The sequence below is a fragment of the Microbacterium sp. NPDC056052 genome (assembly GCF_042266785.1).
Taxonomy (GTDB): Bacteria; Actinomycetota; Actinomycetes; order Actinomycetales; family Microbacteriaceae; genus Microbacterium.
Genome location: NZ_JBHJWV010000001.1, coordinates 1 through 16094, shown reverse-complemented (window position 1 = coordinate 16094; position 16094 = coordinate 1). Strand labels below are relative to the sequence as shown.

15 protein-coding genes are annotated in these 16094 nt (G+C 70.5%); 1 reads left to right on the top strand and 14 read right to left on the bottom strand.

The genetic code is table 11. The features are described from left to right. Positions 1 to 29: 29 nt before the first annotated feature. From ACFC1J_RS00075 to ACFC1J_RS00010, 14 genes are all read right to left on the bottom strand, one after another. Positions 30 to 1433: an aldehyde dehydrogenase family protein gene (locus tag ACFC1J_RS00075; RefSeq protein ID WP_375901389.1), complete on the bottom strand. Its 1404-nt coding sequence runs from the start codon at positions 1431 to 1433 to the stop codon at positions 30 to 32. A 34-nt stretch (positions 1434 to 1467) separates the two neighbouring features. Continuing rightward, on the bottom strand, positions 1468 to 2859 hold the full coding sequence (locus ACFC1J_RS00070; protein ID WP_375901387.1) for a glutamine synthetase family protein: 1392 nt from the start codon (positions 2857 to 2859) through the stop codon (positions 1468 to 1470). Between the two features lie 15 nt (positions 2860 to 2874). Beyond that, positions 2875 to 3597 carry a FadR/GntR family transcriptional regulator gene (locus ACFC1J_RS00065; protein WP_375901385.1) on the bottom strand — a complete coding sequence of 241 codons (723 nt, stop codon included), beginning with the start codon at positions 3595 to 3597 and terminating at the stop codon, positions 2875 to 2877. 7 nt (positions 3598 to 3604) lie between these two features. Continuing rightward, the gene (locus tag ACFC1J_RS00060) at positions 3605 to 5152 is read right to left on the bottom strand and encodes an amino acid permease (RefSeq protein WP_375901383.1); all 1548 of its coding nucleotides are present in this window, start codon (positions 5150 to 5152) and stop codon (positions 3605 to 3607) included. A gap of 122 nt (positions 5153 to 5274) precedes the next feature. Next, positions 5275 to 6177 carry a site-specific tyrosine recombinase XerD gene (gene xerD, locus ACFC1J_RS00055; protein ID WP_375901381.1) on the bottom strand — a complete coding sequence of 301 codons (903 nt, stop codon included), beginning with the start codon at positions 6175 to 6177 and terminating at the stop codon, positions 5275 to 5277. A gap of 1 nt (position 6178) precedes the next feature. Next, positions 6179 to 6778 carry an NUDIX domain-containing protein gene (locus ACFC1J_RS00050; RefSeq protein WP_375901379.1) on the bottom strand — a complete coding sequence of 200 codons (600 nt, stop codon included), beginning with the start codon at positions 6776 to 6778 and terminating at the stop codon, positions 6179 to 6181. Between the two features lies 1 nt (position 6779). Continuing rightward, the gene (locus ACFC1J_RS00045) at positions 6780 to 8465 is read right to left on the bottom strand and encodes a CTP synthase (protein ID WP_375902680.1); all 1686 of its coding nucleotides are present in this window, start codon (positions 8463 to 8465) and stop codon (positions 6780 to 6782) included. Positions 8466 to 8501: 36 nt separating this feature from the next. Beyond that, a complete protein-coding gene (locus ACFC1J_RS00040) occupies positions 8502 to 9416 on the bottom strand; it encodes a carbohydrate kinase (RefSeq protein WP_375901377.1) in 915 nt (304 codons plus the stop codon). Positions 9417 to 9613: 197 nt separating this feature from the next. After that, a complete protein-coding gene (gene recN, locus ACFC1J_RS00035) occupies positions 9614 to 11299 on the bottom strand; it encodes a DNA repair protein RecN (protein WP_375901375.1) in 1686 nt (561 codons plus the stop codon). Continuing rightward, positions 11296 to 12204 carry an NAD kinase gene (locus ACFC1J_RS00030; protein WP_375901373.1) on the bottom strand — a complete coding sequence of 303 codons (909 nt, stop codon included), beginning with the start codon at positions 12202 to 12204 and terminating at the stop codon, positions 11296 to 11298. The genes recN and ACFC1J_RS00030 overlap by 4 nt, the downstream gene beginning before the upstream one ends. After that, complete coding sequence (locus ACFC1J_RS00025; protein WP_375901371.1) at positions 12201 to 13016, bottom strand: TlyA family RNA methyltransferase; 816 nt, start codon at positions 13014 to 13016, stop codon at positions 12201 to 12203. Before ACFC1J_RS00025 ends, ACFC1J_RS00030 begins: the two co-directional genes overlap by 4 nt. Beyond that, entirely contained in the window at positions 13013 to 13195 is a 183-nt protein-coding gene (locus ACFC1J_RS00020; protein ID WP_375901369.1) for a hypothetical protein, read from the bottom strand. Before ACFC1J_RS00020 ends, ACFC1J_RS00025 begins: the two co-directional genes overlap by 4 nt. A 38-nt stretch (positions 13196 to 13233) precedes the next feature. After that, on the bottom strand, positions 13234 to 14265 hold the full coding sequence (locus tag ACFC1J_RS00015) for an HAD-IIA family hydrolase (protein ID WP_375901368.1): 1032 nt from the start codon (positions 14263 to 14265) through the stop codon (positions 13234 to 13236). After that, positions 14262 to 14978 (bottom strand): hypothetical protein, encoded by a 717-nt coding sequence (locus tag ACFC1J_RS00010; RefSeq protein ID WP_375901366.1) that lies wholly within the window; start codon positions 14976 to 14978, stop codon positions 14262 to 14264. Before ACFC1J_RS00010 ends, ACFC1J_RS00015 begins: the two co-directional genes overlap by 4 nt. Here ACFC1J_RS00010 and ACFC1J_RS00005 point away from each other — a divergent pair. Beyond that, a complete protein-coding gene (locus tag ACFC1J_RS00005; protein ID WP_375901364.1) occupies positions 14937 to 15989 on the top strand; it encodes a hypothetical protein in 1053 nt (350 codons plus the stop codon). The genes ACFC1J_RS00010 and ACFC1J_RS00005 overlap by 42 nt on opposite strands. Positions 15990 to 16094: the final 105 nt, after the last annotated feature.

Sequence of the window (16094 nt, the reverse complement as noted above, 5' to 3'; positions counted from 1 at the left end):
TGTGTTGCCTTTCGCTGTGTGGGGAGGGTTCAGTACGTCGTGGAGATGAACACGTTCTTCACCTCGGAGAAGGAGTCCGGCGCGTCCGGCCCGAGCTCGCGCCCGAGCCCGGACTGCTTGAACCCGCCGAAGGGGGTCCAGTAGCGCACCGACGAGTGCGAGTTGATCGAGAGGTTGCCGCTCTCGACGCCGCGGGCGACGCGCAGCGCACGGCCGACGTCGCGGCTGAAGATGGATCCGCTCAGGCCGTACTCGGTGTCGTTGGCCTTCGCGATCGCGTCGGCCTCGTCGCGGAACGGCATCACGGCGAGAACCGGGCCGAAGAGCTCCTGCGCCCACACCGGATCGCTCGCGCTGCGCGGCAGCACGACCGCGGGGGCGAGCCAGAACCCGCCGTCCCCGTCCGCGCCCGCCGCGCTCTGGCCGCGGAACGCGATGTCCGCGCCGTCCAGGTGCGCCGCGACCGCGTCGCGCTGGCGCGCCGAGACCATCGGCCCCATCTCCGCATCCTCCGCGGACGGGTCCTTGACCCGGAACGCCTCGACCGCGGGCTGCAGCAGCTCGAGGAACCGGTCGTACACGCTCTCCTGCACGAGGATCCGGGAGCGGGCGCAGCAGTCCTGGCCTGCGTTGTCGAAGCCACCGCCGGGGGCCGCCGCGGCCGCCGCCTCGAGGTCGGCGTCGTCGAACACGATGTTCGCGTTCTTGCCGCCGAGTTCGAGCGTCACGCGCTTGATCTGATCGGCGCAGCCGCGCATGATCCCCTTGCCCACCTCGGTGGACCCGGTGAAGCACACCTTGCGCACGAGCGGGTTGGTGACGAAGCGGTCCCCCACCACGCCGCCCTTGCCGGTGATGACCGTGAAGACGCCTTCGGGCAGTCCCGCCTCGAGAGCGAGCTCGCCGAGGCGCATCGCCGTCAGGGGCGTGAGCTCGGCGGGCTTGAGCACCACCGTGTTGCCCGCGGCGAGCGCGGGGGCGAACCCCCAGCCGGCGATCGGCATCGGGAAGTTCCACGGCACGATGATGCCGACGACGCCGAGCGGCTCGTGGAACGTGACGTCGATCCCGCCGGCCACGGGGATCTGCTTGCCGAAGTGCCGCTCGGGGCTCGCGCTGTAGTAGTTCAGCACGTCGCGGACGTTGCCGGCCTCCCAGCGCGCGTTGCCGATCGTGTGGCCGGCGTTCGCGACCTCGAGGGCGGCGAGCTCGTCGATGTGCGCCTCGACGACATTCGCGAACGAGCGCAGCAGCCGGGCGCGATCCCCGGGCGCGACCGCCCGCCACGCGGGGTAGGCGCGATGGGCGCGGTCGATCGCCGCATCGGTCTCGACGAGGTCCGCGAGTCCGACCTCCGCCACCGGCCGTCCGGTCGCAGGGTTCAGCACGGTGAAGGCGCCGGCGGCGCCGTAGCGGGAAGAAGGGATCCTCATGCGCTCAGCCTTTCGAAGTCTCCGATGAACCCGTTCACAGCCGCTCGAAGCCGCGGCGCAGCTCCCAGTCGGTCACCGCGGCGTCGAAGGCCGCGATCTCGACGTCGGCGTAGTTCACGTAGTGGCGCACCACGTCCTCGCCGAAGACCTCGTTCGCGATGGCGGACTGCGCGAGCGCCTCGCGCGCCTCGTGCATCGTGGAGGGAACCGTCGGAGCGCCGGACTCGTATGCGTTGCCCTTGGTCTCCGGCTCCAGCGGCAGCTCGTGCTCGATGCCGTACAGTCCTCCCGCGAGCATGGCGGCGAGTCCCAGATACGGGTTCATGTCGCCGCCGGGGAGGCGGTTCTCCATGCGCGCTCCCTTGCCCTGTCCGACCAGGCGCACCGAGCTCGTGCGGTTGTCGATGCCCCACGCGACGGCGGTCGGCGCGAAGGATCCCTTCACGAACCGCTTGTACGAGTTGATGTTGGGGGCGTAGAAGAGCGTGAAGTCGCGCATGGTCGCGAGCACGCCGGCGATGAAGTGGTCGTACAGCGCCGTGCGGGCGCCGCGCTCCGCGTCCCAGAACACCAGGGCGTCGTCGTCGATGCCGCGCAACGACATGTGCACGTGGCAGGAGTTCCCCTCGCGCTGGTTCGGCTTCGCCATGAAGGTGATCGACTGCCCGTGCTGGCGGGCGATGTCCTTCGAGGCCGTCTTGTAGTACGTGTGGTTGTCCGCCGTGGCGATGACCTCGTCGTAGAGGAACGCGATCTCGTGCTGACCGAAGTTGCACTCCCCCTTCGCCGACTCCACGTTGAGCCCCGAGGCGTACATCGTGTTGCGGATCTCGCGCAGCAGCGGCTCGACGAGGGTGGATCCGAGGATCGAGTAGTCGATGTTGTAGCGGTTGGCCGGCTCCAGGTCGCGGTAGCCGGAGTCCCACGCCCGGTCGTACGGCGTGTTGAAGATCACGAACTCGAGCTCGGTGCCGGCGAGCGCCTTCCAGCCGTGGGAGGCGGCGCGCTCGGTCTGCGCGCGCAGGATCTCCCGCGGCGAGACCCGCACCGACGCGCCGTTGGTCCCCGCGAGGTCGCACTGGATCATCGCGCTTCCCGGCCGGTGCGGCAGCAGCCGGATGGTGGCGAGGTCCAGGACGAACTCCATGTCGCCGTAGCCGTCCGCCCAGGACGCGTGCGCGTAGCCGTCGACCGTGTTCATCTCGACGTCGACGGCGAGCAGGTAGTTGCATCCCTCGGTGCCGTGGCCGAGCACCGAGTCGAGGAAGAAGCGCGCGTGCAGGAGCTTGCCCTGCAACCGTCCCTGCATGTCGGTGAACGCGAGGATCACGGTGTCGAGCGAGCCGTCGAGGATGCGCCCGCGCAGCTGCTCGACGGTGAGCATGCGGTCGTTGCGGGCGGGGACAGAGAGGTCGGAGGAGTTCATGTGCAGCGGTGTCCTTTAGTTCAGAAGGCCCTTGAGGAGTGCGGCGGTCGCATCGCAGTGCGCGGTCATGATCTCGCGCGCCCGGTCGGCGGCGCCGTCCAGGATCGCGGCGACGATCGCACGGTGCTCGGTCTCGGAATGGTCGATGTTGGTCTTGAGGAAGGGGATCTCGGCGAGGAGCTGGTGGATCCGCACCTGCACCGCGCTGCAGGAGCGGGACAGCTCATCGGATCCGCAGACCGTGGCGATGGCGAGGTGCAGCCGGGCGTCGGCCTGCCGGTAGTCGGCGGGCGTCTCGGCAGCGGCGAGATCGCCGAGGCTGTCGGTGAGGAGGGTGCGCTGCGCCTCGTCCAGCGGGGTCAGCGCCGCCCGGTAGGCGGCCCCTGGCTCGATGACGGAGCGGAACACGATCACGTCGTCGATCTCCGCACGGCGCGGCGGGGTCTGATCCGCCGGCCACCTCTCGGCGGCAGGCAGGACGACGGTGCCCCCTCCGCGCCCCCGGGTCGTGGCGACGAGCCCGGCGGCGCGGAGGGCGCTGATGGCCTCTCTCAGGGTGGCGCGGGAGACGCTGAGCCTCTCGGCGAGCTCGCGCTCGCCGGGCAGCTTCGTCCCCACCCGGAAGATCCCGAGCCTGATGGCCGATCCGAGCTGCTCCACGCAGCTCTCGAAGGCCATGTGGCCGCGGACCGGATGCAGCGCCGCATCCACCAGAGGAGAGTCCATCGTGTCCGTCATATCGTGATCATTCCTCCAGGAGCTTGTCCGGCGCCATGGTGAGGTGCTCGGCCTCGACGCTGGATGCCATGAAGTCGCGCTTGCCGTACGCGAACCACAGGACGATCGAGAGGAGCGCCACCACGACGACCGCGATGGGCGCGTAGTTGAACGTGTCGATCGTGATCGGGTTCACCGGCGGGAGCACGAACAGGATGATGATGAACACCACCCAGACGACGGCGATCCAGCCGACGACTGCGCTCCATCGCCCCAGATTCCAGGGCCCGGGGACGAAGCCCTTGTCCAGCCGGCGCAGGAACACCGGCGTGACGTACGCGATGTACAGGCCGATGACCGCCACCGATGTCACGGCGAGGTATGCGGTCGTGTTGAACAGCGCGGGCGTGGTCAGGATGATCGACAGCACGACGCACAGCCAGATCGAGTTGGTCGGCGTGCCGGTGCGCTTGTTGACCTTCGCCCAGATCCGCGACCCCGGGATCGCGTTGTCCCGCGAGAACGCGTAGCTCATCCGGGAGTTCGCGGTGACCGAGGCCATGCCGCAGAAGAACTGCGCGCCGCAGACGATGAACAGCAGGAACTTCGCCATCGTCGGGTTGTTCAGCGCGTCCAGGAAGATCTGCGCCGGAGGCAGACCGGTCTCGGATCCGAGCAGGCCCGTGATCCCCTTGTCGCTGCCGTCCTGGATGGCCGCCGTGATCGAGTAGAGCAGGATCCAGCCGCCGATGATCGAGATCACGACGCTCATCACGATGCCCTTGGGCGCCGCGATCGAGGCGTTCTTGGTCTCCTCGGCGACGTGGGCCGAGGCGTCGTAGCCCGTGTACGTGTACTGCGCCATGAGCAGACCCATGAGGAAGACGTACGGGCCGAACGACCAGCCGGTGCCGTTGTACCAGTGCGTGAAGGTCCACCCGACGTCCTGGTGCTGGGTGGGCATGATCCACAGAGCGCCGACGATGACGAGCACGCCGACGATGTGCCACCAGGCGGACACGTTCGAGAGCAGGCTCACGATGTTGACGCCGAAGGTGTTCAGCAGTCCGTGCACCACGATCAGCACGACGAAGAGGGCGAAGGTGGTCTGCGGCGTCGGCTCGACGCCCCAGACCAGGTTCGCGAACGCCATCATCGTGGTCGCCGCGCCGAAGTCGATGGCCGCGGTCACCGCGACCTCGCCGAGGAAGTTGAACCAGCCCACGGTCCACGCCCACTGGCGCTTGTTCCGCTTGGCGAGGCGTCCGGCCCAGAAGTACAGACCGCCGGCGGTCGGGTACTTCGAGCAGACCTCCGCCATGGCGAGAGCGACCATGAGCACGAAGACGCCGACGACCGGCCAGCCGATCGTGATCACCGAGGGGCCGCCCGATTTCAGGGCGATGGCGTACGAGGTGATGCATCCCGCGAGGATCGAGATGATCGAGAAGGAGACGGCGAAGTTGCTGAACCCCGACATCCCCCGATGCAGTTCCTGCTTGTAGCCCAGGGCGGCCAGGGCTGCGGCGTCGTCGTCGATCGGGTGCGAGCCCGGCGCCTCTGTCGTTTCGCTCATGGAATGCTGCCTGCTTTCAGTGGAGGGAGCGTGTGCAGCGATTCTGGCGCTCTCATCCTTTCACTGTCAATGGTCTGACTTCAAACCATTTAAAATGTCACACGCCGGAAACACGCGAGGTCTCAGCGCGCCCGAGGATGCGCGGTCGCGTAGACGTCGCGCAGCGTGTCCACCGAGACGTGCGTGTAGATCTGGGTGGTCGCGACCGACGCGTGCCCCAGCAGCTCCTGCACGACGCGCACATCCGCGCCGCCCTGCAGCAGGTGCGTCGCGAACGAGTGCCGCAGCGTGTGCGGCGACACCTCCGCCGTGATCTTCGCCGCCTCGGCGGCCGCACGGATGATCAGCCACGCGCTCTGCCTGCTGAGCGGCGCGCCGCGCGCCCCGAGGAAGAGCTTCGCTGAGGCGCGCCCCTTTGCCGCGAGCCCGGGACGGACGCGGGTGAGGTAGGCGTCGACCGCCGCGCGCGCGTAGGAGCCCACGGGGACGATGCGCTCTTTGGAGCCCTTTCCGCGCAGCCGCAGCACGTCGCCGTGCGCGAGGTCGTCGACGTCGAGCGACACGGCTTCCGAGACGCGCGCGCCCGTGGCGTACAGCAGTTCGAGGAGCGCCCGATCCCTGATCCCGATCGGATCCTCCGCGGAGGGCGCACCGAGGAGCTGCTCGACCTGATCGATCGTGAGCGCCTTCGGCAGGCGCCGCGGCTGCTTCGGCGGACGCAGCCGCGCGCTCGGATCCGCCTCGGCGATCCCCTCCCTGGCGAGGAAGCGATGCCAGCCGCGCACCGAGGACTGCAGCCGCGCGAGGCTCGACGCGGCGGGCGGCGGCTCTGCGCCCGCCCGCTCCGCGGCGAATGCGGCGACGGTCTCCACGGAGATCGCGTCGGTGTCGGCGATGCCCTGCTCCCCCAGCCACGCCACGTACCCGCCGAGGTCGCGGCGATAGGCGGAGAGGGTGTGCTCGGCGAGCCCTCGCTCGATCGTCACGTGCCGGAGATACGCGTCGAGCGCTCGGTCGAGCTGCACCTCAGGCCCCGCGGCTCTGCCGCCCCGCCGACGACAGGCGCCGTTCGGCCGCGAGCACCCCGGCGGCGAGGATCCCGTTGCGCAGCCGCCCGGCCAGCACGCCGTCTGCGGCCTCGGACAGCGGCACCCAGGCGAGCCGGATGTCGGCTTCCTCGTCCGTCCGCGCGAAGGCCGCGTCAGCGGGACTCAGCTCGGTCGCGAGATAGATGTGGACGACCTCAGAGTTGCTTCCGGGCGTCGTGCAGATGGAGATCAGCGGCTCCCAGGCGCTCGCGACGAGATCCGCCTCCTCGGCGAGCTCCCGCCGCGCGGCGTCCATCGGGTCCTCCCCCGCCACGTCGAGCAGCCCTGCGGGCAGCTCCCAGTCGCGCTGCCGGATGGGATGCCGGTACTGCTGGATCAGCAGCACTCGGCCGTCCTCGTCCATCGCGACGACCGCGGCCGCGCCGGGGTGGTCGATGTACTGACGCACGATCTCGCCGCCTGCGTAGCGGACGCGGTCCTCGCGGATCCCCCACACCGCGCCGCGGTAGACCTCGGCACTGGAGAGCACCTCGGGCTCGAACGCCTCGTCGCGCAGCGCGGTGGTGGAGTCCGTCACGTCAGTCCTCGTCGTCGAACAGCTCGCTGGAGCGGTGCCGCTCGATCGCGGCTCCGACGAGACCGCGGAACAGCGGGTGCGGGTCGGTCGGGCGCGACCGCAGCTCGGGGTGCGCCTGGGTGGCGATGTAGAACGGGTGCACCTCGCGGGGCAGCTCGACGTATTCGACGAGGTCGAGCTCAGGGTTGAGGCCGGAGAACGAGAGCCCGGCGTCCGCGAGACGGCCGCGGTAGGCGTTGTTCACCTCGTACCGGTGGCGGTGGCGCTCGGACGCCTCGGGGGCGCCGTAGAGCTCGGCCGCGAGCGATCCCTCGCCGAGTGCGGCCTTGTAGAGCCCCAGGCGCATGGTGCCGCCCAGGTCGCCGCCGTCGAGGATCTCGACCTGCTCGGCCATGGTCGCGATGACCGGCTCTGCGGTGTCGGGGTCGAACTCGCTCGACGACGCGCCGGCGATGTCCGCGACGTTGCGCGCGTACTCGATCACCATGCACTGCAGGCCGAGGCACAGGCCGAGGGTGGGGATGCCCTGCTCGCGGGCGAACCGGAGAGCGCCCAGCTTGCCCTCGATGCCGCGGATGCCGAAGCCGCCCGGCACGCAGATGCCGTCGACGTCGCTCAGCGCCTTGGCCGCGCCCTCGGGCGTCTCACAGGAGTCGGACGGGATCCAGCGGATCTTGACGGCGACCTCGTGCGCGAAGCCGCCGGCCTTGAGCGCCTCGGTGACCGAGAGGTAGGCGTCGGGCAGGTCGATGTACTTGCCGACGAGGCCGATCGTGACCTCGTGCTTCGGGTTGTGCACGGCCTGCAGGACCTTCTGCCAGCGCGACCAATCCACATCCGCGGCCTTCTCGAGCCCGAGCGCGTCGACGATGTAGTCGTCCAGACCCTGGTCGTGCAGCATCGTGGGGATGTCGTAGATGCTGGGCACGTCGATCGCGTTCACGACCGCGTCCTCGTCGACATCGCACATGAGCGCGATCTTGCGCTTGTTCGACTCGGTGACGGGGCGGTCGCTGCGCAGCACGAGGGCGTCGGGCTGGATGCCGATCGAGCGCAGGGTCGCGACCGAGTGCTGCGTCGGCTTGGTCTTCTGCTCGCCGGAGGCGCCCATGAACGGCACGAGAGACACGTGCACGAAGAACACGTTCTTGCGGCCGAGCTCATGGCGGATCTGACGCGCCGACTCGATGAACGGCTGCGACTCGATGTCTCCGACCGTGCCGCCGATCTCGGTGATGATGACGTCGGGGCGGGGCGTCTCGTCGGCCTGCAGACGCATGCGGCGCTTGATCTCATCCGTGATGTGCGGGATGACCTGCACGGTGTCGCCGAGGTACTCTCCGCGGCGCTCCTTGGCGATGACCTGCGAGTAGATCTGCCCCGTGGTGACGTTCGCGGCCTGGCTGAGCTCGATGTCCAGGAAGCGCTCGTAGTGGCCGATGTCGAGGTCGGTCTCGGCCCCGTCGTCCGTGACGAAGACCTCGCCGTGCTGGAAGGGGTTCATCGTGCCCGGATCCACGTTCAGATAGGGATCCAGCTTCTGCATCACGACGTGCAGTCCCCGGGCGGTCAGCAGGTTGCCGAGGCTGGCTGCCGTCAGGCCCTTGCCCAACGAGGAAACGACACCGCCCGTCACGAAGATGTGCTTGGTGGTGTCGTCGTCTGTCCGCGCGGCTGAGTTCTGCATCACGGGCTTTAATCCTATCAGCGCGATCGCCGTGCGTCACTCCCGCGACGCGCGGAGGGCCTCGTCCAGTTCCGCCGTCGTCGGAGGGTTCGCTCCTGCACGGGCCACGGTCAGGGCAGCGCTGAGGAGCGCCGTCTCCAGGGACGCGAGAACCGCGTCCTCCGGCACGGGCTCCCCAGTCGCGAGCAGACGGTCCGTGCCGTCGCGCAGCAGGGCGTGCAGCAGCCCGGACATGAACGCATCGCCCGCCCCGATCGTGTCCGCCACGACGACGGGGCGCGCGGGACGGGTGAACCGCACGCCGTCCACGAGGGCCAGGCATCCTTCGGATCCGCGTGTGACGACCACGAACCGCGCGCCGTGCGCGGCGAGGTCGGCGAGCACCTCGTCGAGCGTCGCGTCGGGGGCGAGCCAGGCCGCGTCCTCGTCGCTCAGCTTGACCACAGGGCAGAGCGCCGCGAGGTCGGCGACCCGACGCAGCACCTCGTCGCGTCCGCCGATCACATCCGGCCGGATGTTGGGGTCGAGCGTGCGGAGCGTGCCCGGATCCGCGGCGGCGAGCGCCGCCCGGACCGCCGAGGCGCCCGGCTCCCGCAGAGCGCCGATCGACCCGGTGTGCACCAGGCGGGCGCCGGTCACGTCGGGCACGGGGATGTCCCAGTCGATGTCGAACTCGTAGCTGGCCTTGCCGTCGGCGTCGACGCGCGCGATCGCCGTCGAGGTGGCTCCCGTCACGAGCGTGTCTGACCCGAGAGTCACGCCCGCCTCATCCAGGTGCGCGCGGATCAGGTCGCCGTGGGCGTCGGCGCCGATCCGCGCGTGCAGGGTGGTGGGATGCCCCAGCCGGGCGAGCCCGACCGCGATGTTCATCGGGGATCCGCCGGGATGCGTCTCGCCTCCCTCGACGACGTCGACGAGGGCCTCGCCGATCACTGCGATCTCGCTCGTCATGCCGTCCGCCTCTTCCCGTCTGCCGCGCTCCCTGCGCCTACGAGGTCGCGCACCGCGCCGACCTCGAACCGCTCGAGGAGAACGCTACCGCCTCGCCCGGCGATCGACGCGCCGCCGCGATCGCGCTCCGGCAGGAGGTCGGTGATCGTGCGCCACTCGGTCCGTGACCTGACCTGAACCGACGGGGCTTCGACGGCTCAGTTCTCGCGCAGGGCGAGCAGCTCGCGAGCGTGCTCGAGGGCCGCGCCGGAATCGGCGAGCCCGGAGAGCAGCCGCGCCATCTCAGCCTCGCGCTCCTCGCCGGCGAGGCGGCGGACGCTGGACGCGGTGACCTGCCCGTCGTTCGCCTTCACCACGCTGAGGTGGTTGTTCGCGAATGCCGCCACCTGGGCGAGGTGCGTGACGGCGATCACCTGGGAGGTGCGCGCCAGCCGGGCCAGGCGCCGCCCGACCTCGATCGCGGCCGCGCCGCCGATGCCGGCATCGACCTCGTCGAAGACGAAGGTGGGGACGGGATCCGTGCCCGCGATGACGACCTCGATCGCGAGCATCACGCGTGACAGCTCACCGCCCGACGCGCCCTTCGCGACGGGTCGCGGCTCCGCGCCCGGATGCGGGGCGAGGAGGATGGCGACGTCATCGCGCCCGTGGGCGCTCTCGGCTCCCTCGGCGACGGAGACGACCAGGCGGGCGTCCGGCATCGCGAGCGCGTGCAGCTCCTCGGTGACCGCGGCGCCGAGCCGCCCCGCGGCCTCGGTGCGGGTGGCGGTGAGTGCGGCAGCGGCCTCGTCCAGGGCCGCGCGTGCGGCGTCGCGCTCCGCGGTGAGCCGTTCGATGTGGTCGGAGTCGTCATCCAGTTCGGCGAGCCGCGCGGATCCGGTGTTCCAGAGTTCGAGGGCGGCGTCGAGTGTGCCGTGCGCGCGCACGAGGGCCGCGAGGGCCGCACGGCGCTCCTCGACGGCGGCCAGCTCGTGCGGGCCCGACTCGTCGAGATCGGCGAGATAGCCGCTCAGCTGCGCCGCGATGTCCGTGGCACGGTAGCCGATCTCGGCGATGCTCTCGGCGATCGCCGTCAGTTCAGGATCGCCCGCCCGCTCCAGCGCGCGCCGCGCCTCCGCCGCCAGCGTCGTGATGTCATTGTCGCCGTCCTCGTCGGAGAGCGCCGCCCGTGCGATCGCGGCGGACTGACGCAGCTCCTCGGCGTTCGCGAGGCGCTCGGCGCGCTCGGCGAGCGCGTCGTCCTCCCCCGGCTGCGGGTCGGTCGCCTCGATGAGCCCGAGCGCCTCGCGCAGGTCCTCGGCCTCGCGCCGGCGCCGCTCCTGGTTGCCGCTGATCTCCTCGAGCTGGGCGGAGAGGGTGCGCCAGCGCTCCCATGCGCCCTCGTAGTCGGCGCGCACGAGCGCGATGGCGGATCCGCCGAAGCGATCGAGGGCGTCGCGCTGTGCGGCCGCGGACCGCAGGCGGAGCTGCTCGGACTGTCCGTGCACGACGACCAGGTCGTCGGCGAGGTCGGCCAGCACGCCGGCCGGCGCAGCGCGTCCGCCGACGCTCGCGCGGCTGCGGCCCTCGGCGGTGAGCGTGCGCGAGACATACAGCTCGCCGCGCTCGTCGTCGTAGGGTTCGAGCTCACCGCCCGCGTCGGCGACGGTATCGGCGACGGATCCCGCACTCGGCACGATCCACACCCCCGCGACGGAGGCCTGTGCGGCACCGGCCCGAACCGCGCCGGAGTCCGCCCGCGCTCCCAGCAGGAGTCCCAGGCCCGTCACGACCATGGTCTTTCCGGCGCCGGTCTCCCCCGTGATCGCGGTGAATCCCGGCCCGATCGGCAGAACCGCCTCGGCGATGACGCCGAGATCGCGCAGGCGCATCTCCTCGATCATGCTTCGGCCCCCCGCCAGCCCGAGACCGGAAGCTGGAACTTGCGCACCAGCCGGTCCGTGAACACGCTCGGGTGCAGCCGCGCGAGGCGCACGGGACGCGAGGAGCGGCGCACGATGACCCGCGCGCCGCGCGGAAGCTCGTGCGAGCGCCGCCCGTCGCACCAGAGGATCGCGGCGCCGTCGTTGCGATCCAGCAGCTCGATCGCGACGGGTGCGCCCGGCGCGACCACGAGTGGTCGCGCGAACAGGGCGTGGGCCGACAACGGCACTACGGCGATGGCCTCGACACCCGGCCAGATCACCGGTCCGCCCGCCGAGAAGTTGTACGCGGTCGCGCCGGTCGGCGTGGAGACCACCATGCCGTCGCAGCCGAAGCTGGTCAGCGGACGCCCGTCGATCTCGACCATCACCTCGATCATCCGCTCGCGGCTGGCCTTCTCCACGGTCGCCTCGTTCAGCGCCCAGGTGCTGTAGACGACCGAGCCGTCGGCGTCCTTGACGCGCACGGCGAGCGCCATGCGCTCCTCCACGGAGTAGTCGCGGTCGATGACGCGCGCCACGGCGGCGTCCATGTCGTCGCGCTCGATCTCGGCCAGGAAGCCCACATGTCCCATGTTGATGCCGAGGATCGGCGCCGTCCCTTCGCGGACCAGCTCCGCCGCGCGCAGGATGGTGCCGTCGCCGCCGAGCACGATGGCGAGCTCGATGTCCTCGACCGGAATGTCCGCCCCGAGCAGGTCGACATCGGCGAAGAACTCGTCCTCCGCTGCCAGATCGGCGCGGTCGTCCGCAGAGAGGACCGGCCGGGCCCCTGCGCCGCGGAGTGCCGTGACGACGCGTCTGGCGGCCTGCACGGTCTCGTCCCGGCGCGCATGTGCGACGACGAGGATCCTGCGCTCGTTCATCGGCCTCCTGCCATCTCGTCGATCGTGCTCATCCATTCTGTCGGATTGCCTCCGCCGCCGCGGGACCGTTCCCCCGCTCGCAGGTGCACCAGGTATTCAGCATTGCCGTGCGTGCCGAGGATCGGCGACGGGAGGAGCCCGAGAACGCCGAATCCCTGATCCCACGCGCTCCACAGCACCCGGGCGACCGCATCGGCGCGGATCGCCGGGTTGGTGACGAGACCGCCCCGCACCGCAGTGCGTCCCACTTCGAACTGCGGTTTGACGAGCAGCACGACGTCGGCATCCGCCTCCGCGGTCGCCGCGATCGCGGGGAGCACGAGCGTCAGGGAGATGAACGACAGATCGCCGACCACGAGCGAGGGCCGCGCACCCTCCCCCGTCGCGGCAGCCAGGACCTCCGCGTCCATGTGCCGGACGTTGAATCCCTCGATGGCCACGACAGCGGGATCGAGGCGCACCGACGGGGCGAGCTGATCATGCCCGACATCGACCGCGAGCACCCGGCGCGCCCCGCGCTCGCGCAGGACCTGGGTGAAGCCGCCGGTGGACGCGCCCATGTCCAGGGCCAGCCGCCCTGCGGGATCCAGACCGAAACCGTCCAGTGCGGCGATGAGTTTGTGGGCGCCGCGGCTGACGTAGTGGTCGGCGCCTGCCACGTCGATCGCGTCGCCGTCCTCGACCTTGGTGGAGGCTTTGATCACGGCCTTCCCGTTCACGGTGACGAGACCGCCGTCGATGAGGGTCGCCGCATGCGTGCGCGAGCGTGCGAGCCCGCGCTCCGCGAGAGCGGCATCCAGACGGGCCGTCATCCGCGATCGGCACCTGGCTGCGCGGACGCGCCGTCGCGCGGAGCGCTCTCCAGCCGACGTGCCAGGTCGTCGTGCAGGGCCTGGTATGCGGCGGCGCGAGAGTCCAGCGGCTGCCCTTCGATCAGGCGCAGTCGACTCCAGAGCCCGTCGGAAGGATCCGGTTCCGTGTTCTCGCTCACCCCCTCAGCCTACGGCGCGAGGGCGCGGTTCCGACGGATTACGGGCGGTGGAACGGATCCGCGTACAGGCGCTCCGGCACGCGGAAGCCGAAGATCTGCCGGCCGGTGCGCCAGATCGCGGCGGCGCCGGCGCGCACGAGGTCGATCGGCCGGTCGCCCTCGCTCAGGATCGTGACGTCAGGACCGTCGACGCGGACGGAGGCGCCCCGCACCGTGACCGTGTCTCCCTTGATCTGCGTCTGCGGGTACGGCTCGTCCAGCTCGCGCAGGTCGCCGAGGATGTACGTCGGGCGCGATCCCTCGGCAGCGGCGAGAAGGTGCTTGGGACGATCGATTCCCGTGAGCACCAGGACCGACTCGATGCCTGCGCGGGACGCCCCGGCGATGTCCGTGTCGAGACGGTCGCCGATGAACAGCGGGTGCTTCGCGCCGAACCGGGCGACGGCCTCCTCGAAGATCGGCGTCTCGGGCTTGCCCGCAACCGTCGCGAGACGGCCGATCGCCGTGTGCACCGCGGAGACCAGGGTTCCGTTGCCCGGGGCGACGCCCCGCGACTGCGGAATCGTCCAGTCGGTGTTCGTCGCGATCCAGGGGATCCCGCCCTCGTCCTCGGGGAGCTTCAGCGCGAACGCCGCCTCGGCGAGGTCCTTCCACCCCACCTCGGGCGCGAATCCCTGAACCACGGCGGCCGGGGCGTCGTCGGCACTGCGCGTGACCCGGAACCCGGCCTTGTTGACCTCGTCGACGAGCCCCTCCCCGCCGACCACCAGAATCGTGGATCCGGCCGGGATCAGGCCGCTGACGAGACGCATCGCCGCCTGCGGACTCGTGACGACCTCGTCCGGGGCGACCGTGAGGCCGAGCTCGTTCAGGTGCGCCGCGACCGAGGCATCGGTGCGGGAAGCGTTGTTCGTGATGTAGCCGAGACGACGCGACGCCTCGACCTTCTTCAGGCTCTCGATCGCGTGCGGGATCGCACCGGCGCCGGCGTACACCACACCGTCGAGATCGGCGAGCACGACGTCGACGTCGGACAGCGGCGTGCGCCTGTCCCGGGAGAACAGGCTCACTCGGCCCGCTCCGCATCCTCCGGCTGCTCTGCCTCTGCCTCTGCCTCTGCAGATTCCTGCTCCGATTCCTGTTCCGTGTTCCGGGGCTCGACGGAGTCGATGTCCGTGTCCGCGTGGTCGGCCTCGTCGATCACGATACCCACCGGCTCTTCAGCGAAGTCGTCGTAGGCGTCCTCGACGATCAGTTCCTCGTCGTCGCCATGGCCCAGCGCCGCAGCAGCGACGTCCGCGCGCTCCTGCCAGAACGCCGCCTCCTCGCCACGGCCGAGGTCTTCGAGCACCGCGGCGCGCGCGGAGAAGAGCGCAGGGCTCCAGTCGAAGGCGAGGTCGGGGTTGAGCTCAGGGATCTCGAGCTCGCCGAGCGCCAGCTCCGTCTCGCCGCGATCCAGGCGTGCACCCGACATCGCGATCGCAAGAGCAACACGCGTCGCCGTCGGCAGCGCCGCCCGGTCGACCGAGCGAGCCTCTTCCAGCGCGCGATCGGGACGCCCCATGCCGCGCTCGCTGTCGACGATGAGCGCGATCTGGTCGTCGCTTCCGGAGATGCGGCGGTACGTACGCAGCTCACGCAGGGCCAGGGCGAAGTCGCCCATGGCATAGGCCGTGATGGCCACGGACTCGCGGACGACTGCCACGCGGCCGGCTCGGCGCGACGCCGCGAGGGCGTGCTGATGCGCGAGCTCGGGATCCTCGTCGATGAGCTGAGCCGCCATCGCGAGGTGACGCGCGACCTGCTCCGCGTTCTCCTTGCTGAGGGTCTTCAGCTCGTTGCGCGCAGAAGGATGCAGGTCGCGGGCCGTGATGTCATCGGGAAGTTCGGGGTCGCGCGGACGGTCGGCCGCATACGTGTCCCGACGCGGCCGGTCGCTCGTCCGGTGCGGGCGGTCGTCTCCGCCGCGGTACGGGCGATCGCCGTCACGACGCGGACGGTCTGTGCGGTCCGAGGAACCACGGAACGGGCGGTCACCGTCCCGACGGGGACGGTCGTCACCACTGCGGTAGGGCCGGTCGCCATCCCGACGGGGACGGTCCGTGCGGTCCGAAGAAGCGCGGAATGGGCGGTCCCCCTCGCGACGCGGACGGTCATCACCACCACGATAGGGGCGGTCGCCATCCCGACGAGGACGGTCATCGCCACCACGATAGGGGCGATCACCGTCGCGCCGCGGACGGTCCGTGCGGTCCGAAGACGCACGGAACGGACGGTCGCCATCACGACGGGGACGGTCATCGCCACCACGGTAAGGGCGGTCGCCATCCCGACGAGGACGGTCATCGCCACCACGATAAGGCCGATCGCCGTCACGACGCGGACGGTCGTCACCACTCCGGAACGGGCGAGCGCCATCCCGACGAGGACGGTCGTCACCACTCCGGAACGGGCGGTCGCCATCGCGCCTCGGACGGTCGGCGCGGTCCGAAGAAGCACGGACCGGGCGGTCGCCATCCCGACGAGGACGGTCATCGCCGCCACGGTAAGGCCGATCGGCCTCACGACGCGGACGGTCGGGACGGTCCGACGAGGCCCGGAACGGACGGTCGCCCTCCCGACGAGGACGATCGCCGTCATTGCGCTGCGGACGATCGCCCCGCGCGGGGTTCTGACGGAAAGAACGCTCGGAACGGTCGCCGTCGACATAGCGACGAGGCTGCCTCGCGCCATCATCCTTGCGGTCGCGCGCGGGCTTGCCTTCTTCGGCCATGGTCGGGACTCCTTCCGTTGAGCATGTTAACGCAGAAAGGCCACCCTGCGTTGGGTGGCCTTTCTGTTAAAGGAAGTCCGGCGGTGTCCTACTCTCCCACAGGGTCCCCCCTGCAGTACCATCGGC